This window comes from Acidobacteriota bacterium, assembly GCA_026393755.1.
Lineage (GTDB): Bacteria > Acidobacteriota > Vicinamibacteria > Vicinamibacterales > JAKQTR01 > JBAXOX01.
Map to the genome: position 1 here is coordinate 308565 of JAPKZO010000040.1, position 20145 is coordinate 328709.

Below are 20145 nucleotides of genomic sequence, written 5' to 3' on the forward strand. Positions count from 1 at the left end.
CTTCCGACAGCCCGTTTTTGTGTATGATTGTCATCATTCCGCGATCGAGCAGCGGCCTTGCGGCGACACCTGCAGGTGTTCGATGAATGACGACGGATTGGCACCAGCGCACGAACTGCAAGTCGATGTCGACCTGATCCTCCAGATCGGGCTGCAGATCAACGCCGAGCACGACATCGATCGACTGCTGACTCTCACCGTGCAGGCGATCAAGGAGTCGCTCAAGTACTCCACCTGCGCCATTATGCTGGCAGAAGGGACGGACCTGGTCATCCGCGCGGTGACCGATTACCCGGAGGCCATCATCGGCACGCGCATCCCGATCGGCAGTGGCCTCACCGGTCGTTGCGCGTCGAGCCGGGAGGAGTCGCTCGTTCCTGACTTGAGCAAATCCCCGTACTACGTCCATCTCGGCAGCGAGGAGTTCCGCTCCGAACTGGACATCCCGATCGTCTTCCGCGGAAAGATGCTGGGCGTCCTCAATACCCAAAGCGCGGCGCTCAACGCCTTCGGTGAACACGACGTCCACACGCTGAAGATTCTGGCGACGCAGATCGGCGTTGCGCTCTACAACACCCGAATCCGCACCCAGCTCGAGCTGGTCCAGGATATCGGTGTTCAGCTGGTGACCATCGTGAGAGCGGAAGAGCTCTTTCCGTGGATCGTGCGCCAGATCCAGCAGCGGCTCCACCATGATTCCTGCGCGATTCTTCGGGCGGACGGCCACGACCTCGTGCTGGAGGCTTCCACGGGCGGCTATGCCCAGGATCTGGTCGGCATGCGAATCCCGTTCGGCGACGGGATCACGGGGCGGTGTGCGCTCGAACAAAGAGTCGTCAACGTCGGGGACGTGCGGTCAGACCGCGGATACATCACGTCCGGTGTCGAGGGCGTGCGCTCCGAGATCGCCTCGCCTATCCTCTTCGAAGGGAAGCTGCATGGCGTGCTGACGGTCGAGAGCAGCGCCGAGAATGCTTTCGACGACGACGACACGCGCCTGTTGTCAACGCTCAGCGCCCAGGTGGCCGTGGGCCTCCGTCAGGCTCAGATGTTCGCCGAAGCCGAACGGATGGCGGTGACCGATGCGCTTACCGGTCTCTACAACTATCGCTACTTCTACGAACGACTGCACGCCGAGACGGCCCGGTCGGCCCGGTATGGCCACCCGTTGTCGCTGGTGATGATCGATCTGGACTTCTTCAAGGATGTCAACGACCGTTTCGGGCACCTGAAGGGGGACGAAGTCCTGCGCGAGGTTGCGCGCACGGTCCGGAGAAACATCCGCCGCTTCGACGAGCCGATGGCCATCAGGCACGCAGACATCGACATCGCCTCTCGTTACGGCGGCGAAGAGTTCATCGTCATCATGCCGGAAACGGGCATCGAAGGCGCCGCCATCGCAGCCGAGCGCCTGCGGGCCGCAATCGAAGCGGAAGTGGGCCACGCTGCCGGTCTGGTCGGCGAGAACGGCCAGACCTTGAACGTCACCGGGAGCTTCGGCGTGGCGGTCTTTGAGCGAGGGCTGGGGCCAGAGGGTTTGATCAAGCGCGCCGATGACGCGGTGTACAAGGCCAAGCACGAAGGCCGAAACCGCGTCGTCGTGGCCCAGGTGTCGGGCGCGCGCTGAGGCTGCCTCTACTCATGGTGCCTGTTTCTGTGCCCGTACCCAGGTCATCGCGTCGATCAGCCGCGCGTCGAATTCCTTCTCGTTTCCGCTGAACCGGTGGTTCGATGCCCTGATGATCCACAGTCGCTTCGGCTCCTTCGCCTTCTCCATCAGGCGCTGAATCTCGGCGATCGGGACAAACTCGTCGGCGGAGGAATGAAGGGCGGCCAGAGGCATGGGCGACACCTTCTCGATGATGGCGCCGACGCTGAAGGTGGGCTCGTCCGGCACCTGCTTGGTGAGGTAGATGATCGAGTCCCGCCACCGCCACGCCAGCTCGTTGATGTCGGGGAGCCCCAACGCGATGACGCCCCGAACGGCCGCTCTCGTGCGGGGATCGGAGGCGGCGAGCACCGATAACCCGGCTCCCTCAGACACGCCGACCAGAAACGCGCGCGATCGATTCGACTGTTGTGCGGCGTACTGGGCGAAGGCCCTGAAGTCGCCTGGCACCTCTTCCGGCCGGAGCGTCGTCGAACTCGATGTAAAGACCGACAGATACTCCTTGCTGTCGATGCCGACCACGAAATACCCGGCCCTGCCGAGCACTTCTGCCGCGTGAGGCCCGAGATGAAGCCACCCGCCGTCGCCGCTCGCAATGACCACGGGATCGCCGCTTGCGCTGCCATAGATGTGCAGCGTCAACGCCTTGCCCCGAAGCGTGAAGGATGTTGAGGCTTGCCCGAGGGCAGGCGGGGCGACGGCCAGACAGAGCAACAGCGTCAGAACCGCCGGGACAGACAGACGGCGCGGCATTGGACACCTCAATGGTGGGGAACACGCCATTCTGGCGTTGACTCGGCATGGCGCGCAAGTGGCGTCCGGGCCGATTGGCGTCGGTGCCCTCCGGCGGCCACCAGGACGCGGCCCCCGACCGCACGCTGTCAACATACCGACCGCTGGTATGATCAGGCCCGTCGATGTTTGACGCCGAACTGATCCGCTACGGCTATCTGCTGCTCTTTGCCGGCGTCGCGATCGAAGCCGACGGGTTCCTGATCGCGGGCGCCTTTCTGGCTGCGCGCGGCTACTTCGACATCCGCGTCGTCCTGGTGCTGTCGGCTCTGGCCTCCACGCTGGCCAATCAGTTCTGGTTCAGGCTGACCCGGTTCCGCGGCCGGGCCTTCTTCGAGAGCAGGATCCAGAACGACCGGAGGTTCCAGCGCATCAGCGGCTGGTTGCGACGCCGCGACAGCGTCCTGATCTTCCTGTCGCGATTCCTCTACGGCTTCCGTGTCGCGATTCCGGCCGCCTACGGCGCGACGGGAGTGTCGGCAGCGCGCTTCACGTGGCTCGACGCGCTCAGCGCGTGCGTGTGGAGCGCGATTGTCGGGTTCGCCGGCTTCGCTCTCGGCGACACGCTGCGGCTGATCGTCGATGACGTCCGCAAGTACGAGTGGATCGTACTGCTGTCGATCGCCCTCGGGGTCGGGTTCGTCTTCGCCAGGCGCAAACGCCACTTCGCGATCGTTGTCGAGGCCGTCAGGAAGCCGTTTGACGCGGGCGCCGATTCGGCGCTCAGGTTGTTCACGCTCGTCCAGCATGTCGCGCGCCTGCTCGTGGTGCATGCTCATGGTCGAGTCGCCGCGTTCGCCGGGATACTGGGGGCCCTCAATATCATCACGGCCGTCTTCCACACGCGGCTCGTCCACCTCCGTTGGCTGACCAACTCGCTGCCGTTCGAAGTCTCCCGGGGCAGCCGGGCGTTGATGCTGCTGGCGGGCATAGGTCTCATCTACCTCGCGCGAGGCCTGGCCCGGCGAAAGCGAATGGCCTGGCTGCTGGCCTTCGGCCTGGCGTCTTCATCCGCGCTGCTCTATGTCGGCCAGAACGCGAGCATTGTGCGAGCCGGTCTTGCGGCGCTGTTCGCGACGGAGTTGTGGCGGCAGCGCACCCGGTTCCACGCGCGCACCGATCCGGTCCGGCTGACACACGCGCTGGTCGCGGCACCCGTCCTCGCGCTCGCCGTCTCGATCTACGGAGTGGCTGGCCTGCACCAGACCGGTCATCCCTCGTCGGGATTCTTGAGCGATCTGCGCGCAACGTGGCGGGCGGCCGGCTTCGGAAACGTCTCTTACTACGCGGGCATGCGGTCTCCTGAAGCCTTCGTCTGGTCGCTGCGCCTGCTGTTGGTCGTCTCGGCCGGCTACGTGTTGACGGCTGCGTTCGCGCCAGTCGCGTGGAGAAGATACCGGTCGGCGATCGGCGAATCCGTGGTTGCGACGCTGGCGCTTGAGCACGGCGTCGATTCCATCTCGTATTTCGCCAAGCAGGCCGACAAGCGCCACTTCACCGTCGACGACCGGGCGTTTATCGGCTTCCGCGTGAAGAACCGCGTCGCGATCGCGGCGGGCGATCCGGTCGGGCATCGGGGGTCGCTCGATCGCTGCATCGAGGCGTTCGTCGAGGTGTGCCGAACCAACGACTGGATCCCGGTGTTCTATGAAGCCTCGGATCGGCATCTGGAGGCGTACCGCCGCGCGGGCCTGCGCTGGTTCAAGATCGGCGAAGAGGCCGTGCTCGACCTCCCGACGTGGTCGCTCGAAGGCGGCAAGATCGCCAAGGTCCGGCAGTTCATCAACAAGGTGAAGCGGGAGGCGCCCGGCCTGACCATCCGCGAGTACGAGAGATCGTCCGGACCCGATCCCGGAATCGACGATCAGCTCGAAGACATCTCCAGCGAATGGCTCGCCCGCAAGAAGGGCGGCGAGATGGGGTTCAATCTCGGCGTGTTCCGGATCGACGACCTCGCAGACAAGCGCACGCTGATTGCCAAACGGGCCGACGGGCGGGTCGATGCGTTTGTGACCTGGCTGCCCTACCGCGCGGGCCGCGCCGTCGTCCTCGATGCGATGCGGTACCGAGAGGATGCACAGCCGGGCATCATGGACATGTTGATTGCGGAGTCGGCGCTGCTGTTCAAGAAGGGAGGTTTGCAGGCCGCCAGCCTCGCAATGGCGCCGATGGCCAATGCCGATGACGAGGCGCCGGTGTCGCGCTATGACAAGGGTGTCCGGCTGATCTTCGAACACTTCTCGAGCGTCTATGGCTACCGGACGCTCTTCCAGTACAAGAAGAAGTTCACTCCGAAGTGGGAGCCGCGCTATCTGGTTTTTCCATCGCCCCACCAGTTGCTTCGCATCGGCTATGCGCTGGTGGCGGTGCACTACGCCCGCAAGTGACGCGTCCGGCTGGTCGAATCGTGAGTGCGGCGCCGGGCTAGGCAGGAATCCGCAGGAACTTCCGGACGCGTCCAAGAAAGCTCGTTGCCGATTCCGCCGGCGCAACGACGGCTGACGCCTCGGAGCGCCGCCGGTCGATCTCGGCCCGGCGCGTCATCACGGCCGCCGCGACCGCGCTGAGCACGGCGGGCTTCTCGACCACAAATCGCCGGAATGCGTCGGCGGTCACCTCGACGAGCGCGCAATCTTCGACGGCCCGAACGGTCGCCGTGCGGGCGGCCCCGGTGAGCAGCGACATCTCGCCGAAGAAGCCGCCCGCCTCGGTGACGGCGAGCGGGCGTCCATCCGGTTCGAGAACAATCTCGACCCGTCCGCTCGACACGACGAACATCGAGCTCCCCGGCGCATCCTGCCGCACCACGACCTCGTCGGCCGCGTAGAGCCGCTGGTCGCACAGCGCGGCGAGCTCGAGGCGATCGGCGTCGGTGAGCGCGTGCAGCACGTCGACGTGGGCCAGCGACGCCGCGATGAGCGGCGTTGTCTCGGGCGGACGCCCGGAGAGTTCCGCCCGTTCGTATTCAACCTGGATTGGCCATGGAATCTCGATGTTCCGCCGGCGGAAGACGTACCAGATGGACGTCCGCACCTGGCTCTTGGCGGGGTCGTCGCGCGAATAGTCTTCGATCCAGAACCGGGCCCGATAGATCACCGCCGACGGACCGAAATCCAGCAGCACGACATCGGGCGCGGGCGAGGCCAGCACCAGCGGAGCGTTCCGCATCGCCTCGGCAATCGCGGCCTTCACTTCGTTGGGCGGCACCGCGTACGACGCGCCCACGTCGACCGACATTCGCGTCGGAATGATGGGCTCCGAAAAATTGACAATGGCTTCCTTCGACATCACGTTGTTCGGCACGATGACGAAGGTCCCCACCTTGGTGCGCAGCTTCGTCGCCCGCCACGTGATCTCCTCGACGCGCCCCTCGTGATCGCCGACCTTGATCCACTGCCCCGCCCGATACGGCTTCTCGGTCTGAATGGCGAGACCGGAGAAGGCGTTGCCCAGTGTGTCCTGAAGGGCAAAGCCCACGACGACCGCACCGACGGCCGACGTGGTCAGGAACTTCTCCTGCAGCACGGACGTCGCCACGATCAGGAACAATCCGACGATGATCGCGTCCTGAACGATGTTGGGAAACCGGCCCGGGATCCGATCCTCGCGCAGCGGGTTGAGGGCGACGATCACGACGAGGTTGATGACGGCGAGCGCCGCCAGCAGGTTGTCGATGCCCCCGACGTCTGCGACCAGGTCGGCCGGGATCAGGCCGGCCACACGAAGGGCCGATCCGGCCAGCGACGCAAAACCGGCAATCAACGTCAGCAGCAGCTTCCGCTTGACGAGCCGGTTGATGGTCACGACCCGGAGCGCGACTGCAAACGCAACCAGAACGATATCGGCAATGAGGTGCGACGTGAGCATCGACAAGGCGGCTACCTGAGCTTGCCGTCCGCTTTGAACTGCGCGATTTCGGCGGCCGTCAGCTTGACCACCACGATGGCCGGGTTGCCGCCGCCGGGAGCCCCGCGCTCGGTGTCCACTCCTCGTGATCCACCCGATCCGGTCACCTGCGCCGACTTCTTCTCTTCGCCTCCCGGCTTCAGCAGGGACCCCAGACCGAAGCCTCGCTTCTTCGGGGGCGCTGCGTCTTCCTTCTTCGGCTCTTCCTTGGTTCCCCCAGCCAGGCCCGACGAGCCGGCCACGACCTGCGTAATCTCGGTCTGCGCCTTCGGCTGGTAGGTGATGAACGAGCGATACCGATCGGCCAGCACGACGGTCGACGTCAGTTTCTGGGCGACGATCATCTGGTCGAGCTTCTCGAGGCGCTCCTTCATCTCGGGATGCGAGGCGAACAGGCCCTGCTTCTCGCTCGCGCCCTTGTTGCGCGCCGTCAGCGCAGCGAGGAAGCCGCCGAGTCCCTTCGGGTCGTAGCCGGCCTTGTTGGCCAGCACGATGCCGAGCCGGTCGGACTCGAGCTCTTCACCGCGCGAGTATCCGGCATAGATCATGTTGTAGGCCTCGCCGGCGATCTTGTTGATGGCCGCCTTGGTCAGGCCGCCACCCGGTGCGAGCTCGAGACCCATATCCTTCAGCTTGGTGTTGCGGATGGCGTTGATGGTGTGCCGCTCGGTGACGTGAATCGCCTCGTGGGCGAGCACGCCCGCCAATTCGGCTTCGCTCCCCATCAGCGCGAGCGCCCCACGAGTGATGTGGATGAACCCGCCTGGCGCCGCGAAGGCATTGACGCCGTCGGTGTCGAGGATGATGAACTGCCACGCGATGCCCGGGCGCGTGCTGGCCTGCGTGACGACGGCCCCAACCAGAGCGACGTACTTGTGGACGGCCGGATCCTGCACCACGCCGTACCGCTGGCGCACCTTCTCGCTGACCGCAGCGCCGATCTGCTGCTCCTCATCTTCGCTGATCTTCAGGTCCATGATCTTCTTGCCGACCTGGGCAGCCTTGCTCGCCTTGTCGAGGAAGCCGCCGATCTGGGCTGTCGCCGGAACCGCCACGATCAACATCAGCGCGCCTGTCAGCCATACCCGTCTCATGAACGCCCCTCCTGCGATTGCTCCGCCGCGCGCGTGCCCGACGGCCGCACTTCGAAGATCGCCACTGCCTGGGTCTTTCCCTTCACGACGACGTCACCCAGTGTACGGAGATCATACTGGTGTTTGAGTTCCTTGACCGTACTTTCGCTGACAAGGATGGTGGTCCCGTACTGCTTATTCAGCGATTCGATCCGGGATCCGAGATTGACGGCGTCGCCGATGACCGTATAGCTGCGCACCTGATCCGAGCCGATGGTGCCTGCGATCATCTCGCCTGTATTGACGCCGACGCCGGTCGCGATTTCGGGCAAGCCCGCCGCCTTCCACGCGGCGTTCAACTCCTTGAGCTTCGCCTGCATCGCCAGCGCCGCCTGCACCGCGTGATCGGCGTGTTCGTCGTCTGCGAGCGGCGCGCCGAACAACGCCATCACCATGTCGCCAACGAACTTGTCGAGCGTGCCCCGATGCTCGAACAGCACATCCACCATGGCCGAAAAGTACGCATTCAACTGTTCGACGACGGCCTCTGGCTGTCCGCGCTCGGTCATCGTCGTGAAGCCGCGGATGTCCGAGAACAGCACCGTCATATGGCGCCGCTTGCCGCCCAGTTCGGCGAGCGCGGGGTTCGCGAGCACCAGCGCGTACACATCGGGAGAGAGGTAGCGCGAAAAGAGCCGCTTCACGGCGCGCTTGTCCCGTCCCTCGACGAAGTACTGATAGCCGAGGCCGCCGACCACGGCGGTGATCCAGGCAATCCCTGGCTGGGCGAGGGGCCACCACTCACCGTGCGTGAAGGCCTGGAAGGCCACGGCGACCACGGTCGACAGCAGCAGCAGCGCGCACGGACCCGCCCAGCGCAACGGCAGGAACACGATGAGGAACGCAGTCACAATCGAGGCCGCCACCATCAGCGTCGTGCCGAGAACCTTCGGAGCCGGCTCGATGAACCGCGACGAGAGCAACTGGTCGATGACGGACGCGTGAATCTGCGGTCCCGGCATCTTGCCGCCGCTCGAAAAAGGCACGGCAAACACGTCGTGCAGCCCCGCGGCCGTCGTCCCGATGACGACGATCTTGTCGCGAAACAGCGCCGGCGAGATTGAAGGTGCCGCGCCCCCGAGCTGCTCCTGCCTGGCGTAGAACAGGTCGTAGTACGAATATTGCTTGTAGGTGGTCCGTCTCCCGTCCTCGAGCACGGCCGGTCCGCGGAAGTCGATCAGCAGCCGTCTGGCGGTGCGACGTGGCTCCCTCTTGTCGAATGCCGGCAACACGTCGGTGACAAGCGGAATGTCGTGGGACCCCACGATCACGCCTCGTCCCCCGGGCCTGGCGCTGGCGGGATCGAGTGAAGCGGCCACCATCCACCCGGCGGCAGACAGCGAGGGAACCAGGCGGCCGCCGTGATCGATGAATGTGACGGCACGCCGCACCGGCCCGTCCGAATCCAGCACGAAGTAGTTATGCCCAATCAGGCGTGCGGCGCGCGCGAGTTCGTCGTAGGGCAACTGCACGTCGGGCCGTGCCTCGAAGGGTCCAGAGGCGGGCGGGCTGCCCTTGGGGTCCCCGACCAGGCCCTCGAAGGTCGCGTCGGCAAGCACGACGACGTTTCCTGCCTTGGCGACCGAGGCGGCAAACGCGCGGTCGGATTCCTGACCGGTCCAGATCGTGCTTCCGACGTCGAAGCCGGTCCGGCGGTCCCGTTCGGTGAAGAGCACGTCGAAGACAATCGTCCTGGCGCCGGCCGCCGCGAGGAAGTCGATCACGTCTGCGTGCACCAGTCTGGGCCAGGGCCAGCGCCCGACGAGCGGATCGAGGCGCCGGACGCTCACCTCGTCGATGGTGACCATGACGATGTCCTGGCTGGCTTTCGCGGGATCGGCGGCCCAGCGGACGCGCTGGTCGTACAGCTTCCATTCGAGCATGTCGACCAGCGGCAGGCGGCCGGCAGCCCACGAGAGCGCGGCGGCCACCGCGCCCACTGCCAGCGCCATCCAGAACTTCCGGGACTTCATCGACCAGAGGATAGCAGAGAAACCGCGACATCATCGCCGAAGTCCGCGATCGCCAGGGCGGCGTCCCGGGTCAGCAGCGTCTCCGGCCCGCGGTCCCCGCGTGCGGCTGCCACGCGGCCAGTCGCCGTTCGAGCCCGCAGACCGTCGGCCGGCCAAGCGCGCGTGCAACTGCATCGAGGCGCTTCGTGAACAGCGCCAGTACGCGAAGCTGATGGTCGCGATTCTGATGGAGGAAGCCTGCCACCATCGCGGGACTGGAGGCCGCGACTCGCGTGAGTGACCGCCACGACCCGCCCTTCAGAAGGTCGGCACCAGGCGCGCGCGCGCCCAGTCCGGCGGCCGCGAAGGCCAGGACGTGAGGCAATCCAATTCCTTCCGCCGCGAGCCGATCATGATCGCCCGCGTCCATCGCGATCGGAACGCCTCCGACCAGCCCGATCAGTTCGCGAGCGACGCGGCTGGCCCGCCGACCGGCCGGGCAGATGACGACCCGCCGCCCCTTGAACAGGCCGGCATCCGACGACCCCCAGCCCTGGCCTTCTGTTCCGGCCAGCGGGTGCAGGCCAACGAAATCGAAGTCGGCCCGGTGCCGCGCGGCGGCCGCAATGACAGCCGCCTTGACGGTCGACGTGTCGCAGACGATGAGTCTGCGCCGGGACGAACGCCGATCCGTGAGCCTGGCGATGCGGGGCAGCAGGCGGATGGCCGTCTGCACGGGCACGGCCAGCACAACGACGTCCGATTCGCGCACCAGGATATCCAGCGCGCGGCACACGCGCGCGAATGGCCGGATCTTCGGGCCGAGCGACCGGTCGAGATCGAACACGCACACCGTGAGGGCCGGCCGCCGCCGGCTCAGGCACCGGACAATCGACCCGCCGATCTGTCCAGCGCCGATGATGCCAATGGCCGCGCCCTTCAGCAGGCGCGGGACTGTCGGACGTCGACTCTCGGCCGATCCCGGGCGGGTCGCCATTACCAGAGGGTCTGCGGAAGATCAGGACGAAGCGACACGGCTTCGTCCAGATAGATGTGCTTGACCTGGCTGCGAGCCACGTCCATTTCGACGTGCAGCAGGACGCGGACCACACGCGCCATGCCGCCGGGCACCTCGATTTCCTGGGCGTCGAGCAGCGGCACGTCGAGCCAGCCGAGGGCCCGGGCCGCCGCGGCCGGATACGTCGCGTTCAGATCGGTCGTGACCGTAAAGAAGGCCGATATGATCGCTGAAGCATCGAGGTGATTGGCCTCGCACATGGCGAGCAGCAGGCGTGTGGTGGCATTCTGGATGGCGTCGCGGGTGTTGGCGCTCACATTGATGGCGCCGCGGATACCTCGAACAGGCACGTGACTTTCCTTTGTGGCTTGCGATGAGGTTGATCGCTGTCCTGTTGATCCTATCCGACATCGGAGCGGCGGTGAAGCCGTGGCGCACGGCGGGCATCGACGAGCGGCCGGAACCGCCCGGCTGCGCACCGAATCCGGTATGCTGGTGTGTACTTGCGCCCGCGGGAACGCCGTGTGGCCCGTGATTGAGGAGAGGACAGCCCGATGAGCACCGAGAAAAAGAAGACACCGTTGTGGGGCTGGCACGAAGAGCATCACGCCAATCTGGTCGAGTTCGGCGACTACATCATGCCCGTCTGGTATGCCAGCGCCAGAGACGAACACATGGCCGTCATCGCCGGCGCCGGGCTGTTCGACACCAGCCACATGGCCGTGGTGCGCGTCCACGGCCCGGGCTCGTTCGACCTGCTCCAGTGGTGCTTCACCCGGAATCTGCTCTCATGCGTCGGCAAGGACAACGCCCCCATCACGCCGGGCAAGTGCGTCTACGGCGCGTTCCTCGATGCGCGGGGCAATGCCGTCGACGACAGCATCGTGTACAAGGTCACCGACGAGGAGTACGTGGTCGTCGTCAACGCGGGGATGGGAGGCGTCGTTGCCGCCCACCTGGACGCGAGCAAGAAGGACCTCGATGTCCGCTGCGTGGACATGACGGACAAGCTCGGGAAGATCGATATCCAGGGGCCGGCGGCGATCAGGATCATGCAGAAGGTCTTAAAGGCGCCGGACGCCACATTCGACAAGCTGACGTACTTCTCGTTCAAGGGCCACTTCGACCCGAGATCCGGGTTCGCCGCGGACGCCCAGTTCCTGGACGGGACGCCCATGCTGCTCTCTCGATCCGGATACACCGGCGAGGTGGGGTTCGAGATCTTCGTGGGGCGCGAACACAACGTCAGAATCTGGGAACTGCTGATGGACGCCGGCAAAGACCTCGGCCTCATCGCTTGCGGCCTGGCGGCCAGGGACTCGCTGCGAACCGGCGCGGTGCTGCCGCTCTCACATCAGGACATCGGCCGCTGGACCTACGTCCATCATCCGTGGCCATTTGCCCTGCCCTTCAATCAGGCGGGCGACGGATTCACGAAGGCGTTTCTGGGATCGGCGGCACTGGAGAAAGCGATCGACGCCCCGTACACCCTCACCTTCGTCGGCAACGATCTGCGGAAGATCGACGCGCACGAAGCAGTCGTGCGCGACATGGAGGGGCGTGAGATCGGCACGGTCCTTACGTGCGCGACCGACATGGCCATCGGGCGCCACGAGGGCAGGATTTACAGCGTGGCGTCGCCCGACAAGCCAGCGGGGCTCGCGATCAGGGGCTTGAGCTGCGGGTTCATCAAGGTTCACGCGAACCTGAGGCCGGGAACCGCCGTCGAGTTGAAGGACAGCAAGCGGTCGATTCGGGTGTCGATTGAATCCGACGTCCGTCCGGACCGGACCGCGCGCAAGGCGTTGAAGAATTTTCTCTAGACCGCTTCTCGGCTGTGAGCCTCCATTCACAGGTCTGGCAGATCTCCAGTTTGCCTGCTGCCGCGCGATCGCGGCCGGAAGTGGAGGTGGTTGCTGGTTCAGCCCGGCCCGGGGCGGCCTGCTTCCCCCTGGCGACTCGGACCCGTACGCCCTCGCGCAGCCGCAGCAGATGCGAGGGTGTCGCGAGGAACAGGGCGGCTGCGGCCGTCAGGTACAGCACGGCAAACATCATCTGATTGGTTGGGGCGCCGACGACGGCCGCCGCCGACGTTCCGACAAGCCGCGGCAACAGCAACTGACCGGCAAACAGGCTGAACAGCAGGACCGCGCCGCTCGGCGACAAGCGAAGCCGCGACAGCAGCACGACGCCGAGCGCCGACTGCGCCGCGGTCAGGAAGATCTCGTTCATCTGCAGGGAGCCCATCGGGATGGGATGGTCGAGCGACCCGTGCGACAGCGCAAACACGCCCGGAATCATGCCGACCAGCAGCGTCCATTGGTTCAACTTCGACGACAGCAGGCTGCCAAGCGCAAGGTTGGCCTGGCCACGCCAGGCAAACACGAGCGCGACGACGAACTCGGGCGCCTCCGACGCGATCGGCGCCAACCACTGCACCAGCAGGAACTCGTTGATGCCGACCTGTTTGCCGGTGGCAATCAGGCCTTCACAGAAGCTCTCTGCGTTCAGCACGATGGCGCCGGCCGCCAGCACGAACAGGCTGGCGGTGACCACCCGTCTGGGCCGTTTGGCCAGCGCGATGATCGCCGCAGCCGGCCCGATCGCGCGCGGCTCCTCGCAGGGGCGTTTCGCGGCGACGATGATGTACCACGTGTAGAGGCTGAGAAAGACGAATCCATCGAGTATGGTCAGGCGGCCCTTGAGGGGAATGAGAAAAGCGTAGGCTGTTGCCAGGCCGAGAAACAGCAGTTCGGTTCGCCGATCAGCGGTCAGTCTGATGACGCGGCGAAACCGGATCCAGACGATGGCGGCGACCGCGCCCCACGCCACGCCGATGAGCAGGCGGTTGGCGCCGGTCATGTTGGCGACGGCGTACTGGGCGTACCCGCCGGCCGGGTCCTTTCCCGCGCTCCAGGTGAAGTACATGTCGACCGCGTACTCTGGCAGCACGGCGACCAAGGCGACCACGGCCAGCGCGAGCGCCTGCGAAATGTCGGCCTGGGCCGCCTCGCACGCCCACAACAAGATGAAGGAGGCGCCCAGAATGGCCGTTCCAGACACGGCCGCGGCCGCCATGGGCGACGGCTGTATGCCGGAAAGCCGAAGCACGACGCCTGGGAGGATGGCGGAGGCCGCCGCAAGATACGGAACGAGTTGGCGGAGTCGCATCGATGCCAGTTCCTACTGTACCATCTGACCTGCCGCGGCGCGTTGCCGCCTTACTCAATCCGTCCCGGAGAGCGCATGACAATCGGCAGATCGACAGGGCGGAGGCTCCCGACATGACGTGGATCGACTGGACTATCGTTGTGCTCTACTTCGTCGCGAGCGCGGCCATCGGTGTGTATTACACGCGCCGCGCGGGCAGCAGCGTCGAGGAGTTCTTCCTCTCGGGCCGCAACCTCCCATGGTGGCTGGCCGGCACGTCCATGGTGGCGACAACGTTTGCCGCCGACACGCCGCTTGCGGTCACCGAACTGGTGGCGAAGAACGGCATCGCCGGCAACTGGCTGTGGTGGAACATGGCGTTTGGCGCCGTGGCGACGGTGTTTTTTTTCGCACGGTTCTGGCGGCGCGCCGGCATCCTCACTGATGTCGAACTGGTGGAGTTGCGGTACTCGGGCAAGCCCGCCGCGTGGCTCCGTTGCGTACGCGGGCTCTACCTCGGCCTGTTCATCAACTGCGTGATCATGGGGTGGGTCAACCTCGCGATGGCCGCCATCCTCGAGGGCCTGCTCGGCGTACCGCACGACCAGGTGCTGTGGTGGGTGGGCGGCGTCCTTGCGCTGACAGCTGTCTACTCGGCGCTGTCGGGCCTCTGGGGCGTGGCCGTGACCGACGCCTTCCAGTTCGCGCTCGCGATGGCCGGCACGACGATACTGGCCGTCATTGTCGTGAACGTGCCGCAGGTCGGGGGCATCGCGGGCCTCAAGGCACACCTTCCCGAATGGGCCTTCCGCATGACGCCCGGAATCGGCGCGGCCTCTGACGCCGCGTCGGTAGGAGGCGCATTCATGATGAGCGCAGCCTCGTTCTTCGCGTTCGTCGGGATCCAGTGGTGGGCGTCCTGGTACCCGGGGGCCGAACCGGGCGGCGGCGGGTACATCGCGCAGCGCATGATGTCAGCGCGCAACGAACGGCACGCGGTGTTCGCGACGCTGTGGTTCACCATCGCGCACTACTGCATACGGCCGTGGCCGTGGATTATCACCGGGCTGGCCACGCTCGTGCTGTACCCCGATCTCGCACCGGATGCGAAACGCCTCGGCTACGTCTACGCGATGCGGGACTACTTGCCTGTGGGCCTGCTTGGCGTCCTGGTCGCGTCGTTCCTCGCGGCGTACATGTCGACGGTCTCGACGCAGCTGAACTGGGGCGCGTCATACGTCATCAACGACGTGTACCGGCGATTCGTCCGGCCATTGGCCTGCCAGCGGGAGCTGGTGCGGGTGTCGCGGATCACGACGTTCGTCATCATGGGGCTGTCGCTCATCGTCACGGCGATGCTCGGCACCATCTCGGGCGCGTGGACGTTCATCATCGAGGCAGGCGCGGGTCTCGGGCTCGTCCTGATCCTGCGGTGGTTCTGGTGGCGGGTAAACGCCTGGAGCGAATTGACGGCCATGGTCGCGCCACTCATCGTGCTCGCGTTCGTCAGGTCGCGGACCACGATCGAGTTCCCGCAGAGCCTGTATCTCATCGTCGGCGCCACAACGGTGGCGTGGGTGACAGCCACCTTCGTGACGCCCGCTGTCGACACGGCGACGCTGGTCGCGTTTTACGCCCGGGTCCGGCCGGGCGGGCCAGGATGGCGGCCGATCGCTGCGCGGTGCCCGGAGGTTCGACCTGACGCGGGATTCGGCTGGCTGTTTGTCGATTGGATTGCAGGCGTCGCGTTGGTCTACGCCGTGCTGTTCGCGGTGGGCAGTGTGATTTTCGGCGAATGGATGCGCGCCGGGGTCCTGACCGGAGTCGCCGCCGTTTGTGCGATTGTCCTGGTCCGCAGCCTGTCGAAATGGGGTCGGACCTGATTTCAGCACCTGCGGCATGGGCTCGGCGTACGCGGTCCCGGAAATGAGTTTCGACCCCATCCTCTAATAGCGCCCATATTGATCGGCCGCCACGCTCAGCGCCTCGACGTTCTCCGGTGGCGCATGGGGCGGGACCGAGCAGGCGGTCGAGAGAATGTAGCCGCCCCCTTCCATCGCAATCTCGAGGCAGCGCCTCGCGGCGTCGGCACACTCGGATGGCATTCCCCGCAGCACCGTGTTGACCGGGTCGATGTTGCCCTTGAGAAAGAGTCGGTGGCCGACTCGCCGCTTCGCGTCCGCCAGATCGACGTCCCCGATGGGCGGAGGATCCAGCGTGTCGATCCCCCTGGTGCCTGTCTCTTCGAGCAGCTCGAGCCGATCGCCGAGCTGGCCGCAGGTATGCGTGTACACCGGCACGTCCGGGTGCGCCTCTCTGAACGCCGAAATGATGGTTCCTTCCGCAGGCAGCACGAACCGGCGGTAGTCGCGCGGCGAGATAAAGCCTCCGCCGGCGTAGGCGCTCGAGATCAGCACCGCATCCGCGCCGGCCGTGGCATGGCGGTCCATCAGCCGGATGGTGCCGCGCCCGAGCGCGTCGAGGCACGCAGTCACCTTGCCGGCATCGCGCCGCAGGGCCAGCATCAGTTCGGTCACTCCTACCAGTTCAGCCAACTGACTGAACGGCGAGAACACTTCGCCGTGCACGCTGACATCCGGACATCGGGACCGGACCAGTTCCATCGTGTCCCATTGCCACGGCGGGAAGGACGTCACCGCCGTCACGCCCGAGCGATCGTGCGGCTCGATGTAGTACAGCTTGTCCGGATCAACTTCGGCGAAACGAGGGAGCGGTTTCGGCGTGCCATCAGCCAGGCACACGTGCGGGTTGTCGTCGCGTGGAGTCTTCGTGATCGATCCGTTCGACCAGACGACGGACCGGCCGGCCGGGGCCTCGCGTATCTCGGTAACGAACGATCGCCACCGCGGATCACGCCCCGGAAGATTCACGAGAATGCCGTCAAATCGATACCGGCGCTTCAGGGTCACGAGGGCATCGGCAAACGCCGTCGTGTCGTGCCAGATCGCGACGGCGTCTCCGCCGGCGTGGAGGAAGTAGTGGCCGAGCGAAAGCTGGCACATCACCGGCACCCTGTCTGGTGCGCCGCTCCGCATGGCGGCAGCCATCCGCTCGCGTGACGTCATGGTGATGTCTCGGAAGACGCCGGCACCGCGAGCGGGGTCAGCCGACGCGGTCCAGTTTCTCGTCGTCCCACGATGTCGGATCGTCCAGCGATTCGAGGTGGGTGAGGACCGAGGCATTCGGCACGACGCGCCGGATGTCGGCCTCGATGCGTTCGACGAACCGATGCCCGTCGTGAACGGTCCACGCTCCTGGCACGAGCACGTGTACGGAGACGAAGCGGCGCGCCCCGGACTGCCGCGTGAGCAAGGCGTGAAACTGGACGCCTTCGGCATGCTCGTGCAGCACGCGGTTGACGGCGTCCCGTTCGGCGGGCGGCAGCACGGTGTCCATCAGGCCCAACACCGACGCGCGGACGATCCGCACGCCGGTCCAGACGATGTTGGCCGCGACCAACAGGGCGACGATCGGATCGAGGGAAGTCCAGCCCGTCAACGCCACGGCCCCTACGCCGACGACGACGCCGGCCGATGTCCAGACGTCGGTCAGCAGGTGGCGGGCGTTGGCCTCGAGGGTGATGGAATGGGCCACCCTGGCCTTCGGGAGCAGGATAAGCGCCACGCCGAGATTGATGAGCGACGCCGCCACCGACACGACGAGGCCGAGGCCGATCTGCTCCAGCGGTCTGGGCGAGTGCAGGCGCTCCACCGCCGCCACCGCGATGGCGAGGGCGGCGACCATGATCAATGCGCCTTCGACGCCACTCGAGAAGTACTCGGCTTTGCTATGCCCATAGGCATGGTCGTCGTCGGCGGGCCTGGCTGCCACCGTCAGCATCGCCAGCGCCATCACGGCGCCAACCAGGTTGACGCCGGACTCCATGGCATCCGACAGCAGCCCGACCGAACCCGTCAGCAGGTAGGCGGCCGTCTTGAGCACAATGGTCGCGAGGGCCGCGGCAATCGACAGCCACGCGAACCGTTTGAGCGACGAGCGGTCGGTCGAGTCTACTGTCATGGCGTCGGGATTCCGCCGTGGATCTTCACGTGAGAACGGCGGGCAGCCGGCCCCGCGGAATGCTCGTGACGGAAGAGACAGGATATCTCACTACGGCGCGGTAGAATAGGCCCGACGGCACCCGACCGCCGGCCTGACAGGAGACGACGACCATGGGACTGATGGATTTGATCAAGGGCGAGTTCATCGAGGTGATCGAGTGGACCGACGACTCGCGTGACACGCTCTCATACCGTTTTCCGGATGAGGACAAGGCCATCAAGAACGGGGCGCAGCTCATCGTGCGCGAGTCGCAGGTGGTCCAGTTCATGTACCTCGGCCAGTTCGGCGACACATTCCAGCCGGGCAAGCACACGCTGACGACCGACAACATCCCGGTCATGACGAAACTGCAGTCGTGGAAGTACGCGTTCAACTCGCCCTTCAAGGCGGACGTGTTCTACATCACGACGCGGCTGTTCACCGGCAACAAGTGGGGTACGGCCAATCCCATCATGGTGCGGGACAACGACTTCGGCGTCGTTCGCCTGCGGGCGTTCGGCATCTTCGATTTCAAGATCGTCAATCCGCAGCTGTTCCTGAAGGAGGTCGCCGGATCGGACCAGCATTTCCGGCTCGACGAGTTCGCCGACACGATGCGGTCGCGCATGGTGAGCGTGTTCAGCGAGGCGCTGGCCTCGTCTCATGTGCCGGTCCTGGACGTGGCGACACGCTACAGTGAACTGGGCGATGCGCTGCTGCCGCTCATCAATCCCGCGGTCGGATCGAAGTACGGCCTCGAGATCACGAGCTTCATCGTCGAAAACGTGTCGGTGCCCGCCGAAGTGGAAGGGGCGATCGACAAGCGGTCGAGCATGGCGGCCATCGGGAACCTCAACGACTACGTGAAGTACCAGATGGGTCAGGGAATGGCCACGGGCACCGGCGGGGCGGCGGGCATGGCGGCGGAGCTGGCGGTCGGCTTCGGTCTCGCGCAGCAGATGGTGCAGCAGGGCCTGATGAATCCGCAGGCGGCGGCCGCGGCGCCGGCAGCGGGAACCGCGGCGGCGGCGGCGGCCGCAACGGCGGTGGAACTGCTGTCACCAGCCGACGTCGCCAAGCGGCTTGGCGTCGCCGAGAGTGACGTGATGGCCATTATCGAGAGTGGCGATCTCAAGTCGAAGAAGATCGGCACGAGCTACCGCATCACGAAAACGGCACTCGACGCGTACCTGGCGCAATAGCGGGCAACAAGGGGGGTTGCCCCTACGGGAATATCGTTTCCGGAACCGTAGAGGCGCGATTCATCCGCCTTCGCGCCAAGCTTCGGCGGACCGCCGTAGCCCGACGAAGCTCTTTGAGCGAAGTCGCGGCGGAGGTGGTCGCGCCCGGTAATGACGATGGACGAAACGCTCACACCGGTCGTCGCCCAACAGAAGCACGCCTGCCCGGCCTGCGGGGCCCAAGCGGAATGGCATCCCGGCAAGCAGAAGCTCATCTGTCCGTTCTGCGGCACGGAATCACCGTACGACATCAACAAGGACGCGGTCGCCATCGAGGAGATCGATCTCGTCACGACACTGCGCGACATGCCGGACGAGATGCGTGGCTGGAACACCGAGCGCCGGAGCGTTCAGTGCCAGAACTGCAAGGCGGTGATGGTGTTCGATCCGGCGAAGGTCGGACAGAACTGCGAGTTCTGCGGCTCACCGGCCCTGGTCGACTACGCCGAGCTTAAGTCGCCAATCCGGCCGCAGAGCCTGCTCCCGTTCAAGATCTCGCACGATCAGATCCGTGACGGCATCAGGCGCTGGTACGCGAGCAAGTGGTTCGCGCCGAATGCGCTCAAACGGAAGGCGCTCGTCGATCAGGTGAAGGGACTCTACATTCCGTACTGGACCTTCGACGCGCAGGTCCACTGCCGCTGGGAAGCCGAAGCCGGCTACTACTACTACGTCACCGAGTCCTACACCGACAACCAGGGCCGCTCCCAGACGCGCCAGGTGAGGCGGGTGCGATGGGAACCGGCGTCAGGCGAACTCGACCACTTCTTCGATGATGAGCCGGTGCCAGCCACCAAGGGCGTGAACGAGTCGCTGCTGCGCGGCGTCGAGCCGTTTCCGACGAAGGAACTCGTGCCGTACGACACGGCGTTCCTGTCAGGCTTTGTCGTCGAGCGCTACCAGGTGGTGCTCGCCGACGCGGCGAAGGAATCCCGCGATCAGATGCATGCTCACCTGATGACGCTCTGCGGCCAGCAGGTGCCAGGGGATACGCAGCGGAACCTGCAGATTGCGCCAGACTTCTCGGGGCTGACGTTCAAGCACATTCTCGTGCCGGTGTGGCTGGTGACTTACCTGTACGGCGCCAGGATGTACCAGGTCGTCGCCAACGGATGCACCGGCGTCATCGCCGGCCAGTACCCGAAGAGCGTCTGGAAGATCCTCTTCGTGGTGACCCTCGCGCTCGTGGTGCTGACGATCATCGCGCTCGCGAACCGGTAGA

General features: G+C 65.6%; 14 protein-coding genes and 1 pseudogene. 6 read left to right on the forward strand and 9 right to left on the reverse strand.

Annotated elements, in window-relative coordinates; genetic code table 11:
- Window positions 1–82 precede the first annotated feature (82 nt).
- Window positions 83–1627, forward strand: coding sequence for a sensor domain-containing diguanylate cyclase (locus tag NTV05_18390; protein MCX6546366.1), 1545 nt, complete (start codon window positions 83–85; stop codon window positions 1625–1627).
- A 12-nt stretch (window positions 1628–1639) separates the two neighbouring features.
- On the opposite strand, the gene NTV05_18395 is transcribed toward NTV05_18390, so the two are convergent.
- Window positions 1640–2422 carry an alpha/beta hydrolase gene (locus NTV05_18395; protein MCX6546367.1) on the reverse strand — a complete coding sequence of 261 codons (783 nt, stop codon included), beginning with the start codon at window positions 2420–2422 and terminating at the stop codon, window positions 1640–1642.
- 164 nt (window positions 2423–2586) lie between these two features.
- Here NTV05_18395 and NTV05_18400 point away from each other — a divergent pair, with 164 nt between their 5' ends.
- Window positions 2587–4848: a phosphatidylglycerol lysyltransferase domain-containing protein gene (locus tag NTV05_18400; GenBank protein MCX6546368.1), complete on the forward strand. Its 2262-nt coding sequence runs from the start codon at window positions 2587–2589 to the stop codon at window positions 4846–4848.
- A 37-nt stretch (window positions 4849–4885) separates the two neighbouring features.
- On the opposite strand, the gene NTV05_18405 is transcribed toward NTV05_18400, so the two are convergent.
- The 5 genes from NTV05_18405 to aroH form a co-directional block, all read right to left on the reverse strand.
- Window positions 4886–6328, reverse strand: a complete 1443-nt coding sequence (locus tag NTV05_18405; protein ID MCX6546369.1) for a mechanosensitive ion channel family protein — start codon at window positions 6326–6328, stop codon at window positions 4886–4888.
- 11 nt (window positions 6329–6339) lie between these two features.
- On the reverse strand, window positions 6340–7461 hold the full coding sequence (locus tag NTV05_18410) for a M48 family metalloprotease (GenBank protein MCX6546370.1): 1122 nt from the start codon (window positions 7459–7461) through the stop codon (window positions 6340–6342).
- The gene (locus NTV05_18415) at window positions 7458–9452 is read right to left on the reverse strand and encodes an adenylate/guanylate cyclase domain-containing protein (protein MCX6546371.1); all 1995 of its coding nucleotides are present in this window, start codon (window positions 9450–9452) and stop codon (window positions 7458–7460) included. The genes NTV05_18410 and NTV05_18415 overlap by 4 nt, the downstream gene beginning before the upstream one ends.
- Before the next feature lie 91 nt (window positions 9453–9543).
- Complete coding sequence (locus NTV05_18420; protein ID MCX6546372.1) at window positions 9544–10449, reverse strand: prephenate dehydrogenase/arogenate dehydrogenase family protein; 906 nt, start codon at window positions 10447–10449, stop codon at window positions 9544–9546.
- Window positions 10449–10820, reverse strand: a complete 372-nt coding sequence (aroH, locus tag NTV05_18425) for a chorismate mutase (GenBank protein MCX6546373.1) — start codon at window positions 10818–10820, stop codon at window positions 10449–10451. Before aroH ends, NTV05_18420 begins: the two co-directional genes overlap by 1 nt.
- A gap of 204 nt (window positions 10821–11024) precedes the next feature.
- Here aroH and NTV05_18430 point away from each other — a divergent pair, with 204 nt between their 5' ends.
- Complete coding sequence (locus NTV05_18430; protein ID MCX6546374.1) at window positions 11025–12293, forward strand: aminomethyl transferase family protein; 1269 nt, start codon at window positions 11025–11027, stop codon at window positions 12291–12293.
- A 277-nt stretch (window positions 12294–12570) separates the two neighbouring features.
- Here NTV05_18430 and NTV05_18435 read toward each other — a convergent pair.
- Window positions 12571–13641 (reverse strand): annotated as a pseudogene (locus NTV05_18435) (sodium:calcium antiporter).
- Window positions 13642–13754: 113 nt separating this feature from the next.
- Between NTV05_18435 and NTV05_18440 the strand changes: the two are divergent.
- Window positions 13755–15503, forward strand: coding sequence for a Na+:solute symporter (locus NTV05_18440; protein ID MCX6546375.1), 1749 nt, complete (start codon window positions 13755–13757; stop codon window positions 15501–15503).
- 63 nt (window positions 15504–15566) lie between these two features.
- Here the strand turns inward: NTV05_18440 and NTV05_18445 are convergent, their stop codons facing one another.
- Window positions 15567–16706 (reverse strand): hypothetical protein, encoded by a 1140-nt coding sequence (locus tag NTV05_18445; GenBank protein MCX6546376.1) that lies wholly within the window; start codon window positions 16704–16706, stop codon window positions 15567–15569.
- Between the two features lie 37 nt (window positions 16707–16743).
- Window positions 16744–17661, reverse strand: a complete 918-nt coding sequence (locus NTV05_18450; protein MCX6546377.1) for a cation diffusion facilitator family transporter — start codon at window positions 17659–17661, stop codon at window positions 16744–16746.
- A gap of 152 nt (window positions 17662–17813) precedes the next feature.
- Between NTV05_18450 and NTV05_18455 the strand changes: the two genes are divergently transcribed.
- Complete coding sequence (locus tag NTV05_18455; GenBank protein ID MCX6546378.1) at window positions 17814–18884, forward strand: SPFH domain-containing protein; 1071 nt, start codon at window positions 17814–17816, stop codon at window positions 18882–18884.
- A gap of 150 nt (window positions 18885–19034) precedes the next feature.
- Window positions 19035–20144 carry a zinc ribbon domain-containing protein gene (locus NTV05_18460; GenBank protein ID MCX6546379.1) on the forward strand — a complete coding sequence of 370 codons (1110 nt, stop codon included), beginning with the start codon at window positions 19035–19037 and terminating at the stop codon, window positions 20142–20144.
- Window position 20145 lies beyond the last annotated feature (1 nt).

Bases quoted from the DNA above. Each gene is read 5' to 3' on its own strand.
- NTV05_18390 (MCX6546366.1), top strand. From the start codon at position 83: ATGAATGACGACGGATTGGCACCAGCGCACGAACTGCAAGTCGATGTC.
- NTV05_18395 (MCX6546367.1), bottom strand. From the start codon at position 2,422: ATGCCGCGCCGTCTGTCTGTCCCGGCGGTTCTGACGCTGTTGCTCTGT.
- NTV05_18400 (MCX6546368.1), top strand. From the start codon at position 2,587: ATGTTTGACGCCGAACTGATCCGCTACGGCTATCTGCTGCTCTTTGCC.
- NTV05_18405 (MCX6546369.1), bottom strand. From the start codon at position 6,328: ATGCTCACGTCGCACCTCATTGCCGATATCGTTCTGGTTGCGTTTGCA.
- NTV05_18410 (MCX6546370.1), bottom strand. From the start codon at position 7,461: ATGAGACGGGTATGGCTGACAGGCGCGCTGATGTTGATCGTGGCGGTT.
- NTV05_18415 (MCX6546371.1), bottom strand. From the start codon at position 9,452: ATGGCGCTGGCAGTGGGCGCGGTGGCCGCCGCGCTCTCGTGGGCTGCC.
- NTV05_18420 (MCX6546372.1), bottom strand. From the start codon at position 10,449: ATGGCGACCCGCCCGGGATCGGCCGAGAGTCGACGTCCGACAGTCCCG.
- NTV05_18430 (MCX6546374.1), top strand. From the start codon at position 11,025: ATGAGCACCGAGAAAAAGAAGACACCGTTGTGGGGCTGGCACGAAGAG.
- NTV05_18440 (MCX6546375.1), top strand. From the start codon at position 13,755: ATGACGTGGATCGACTGGACTATCGTTGTGCTCTACTTCGTCGCGAGC.
- NTV05_18445 (MCX6546376.1), bottom strand. From the start codon at position 16,706: ATGACGTCACGCGAGCGGATGGCTGCCGCCATGCGGAGCGGCGCACCA.
- NTV05_18450 (MCX6546377.1), bottom strand. From the start codon at position 17,661: ATGACAGTAGACTCGACCGACCGCTCGTCGCTCAAACGGTTCGCGTGG.
- NTV05_18455 (MCX6546378.1), top strand. From the start codon at position 17,814: ATGGGACTGATGGATTTGATCAAGGGCGAGTTCATCGAGGTGATCGAG.
- NTV05_18460 (MCX6546379.1), top strand. From the start codon at position 19,035: ATGACGATGGACGAAACGCTCACACCGGTCGTCGCCCAACAGAAGCAC.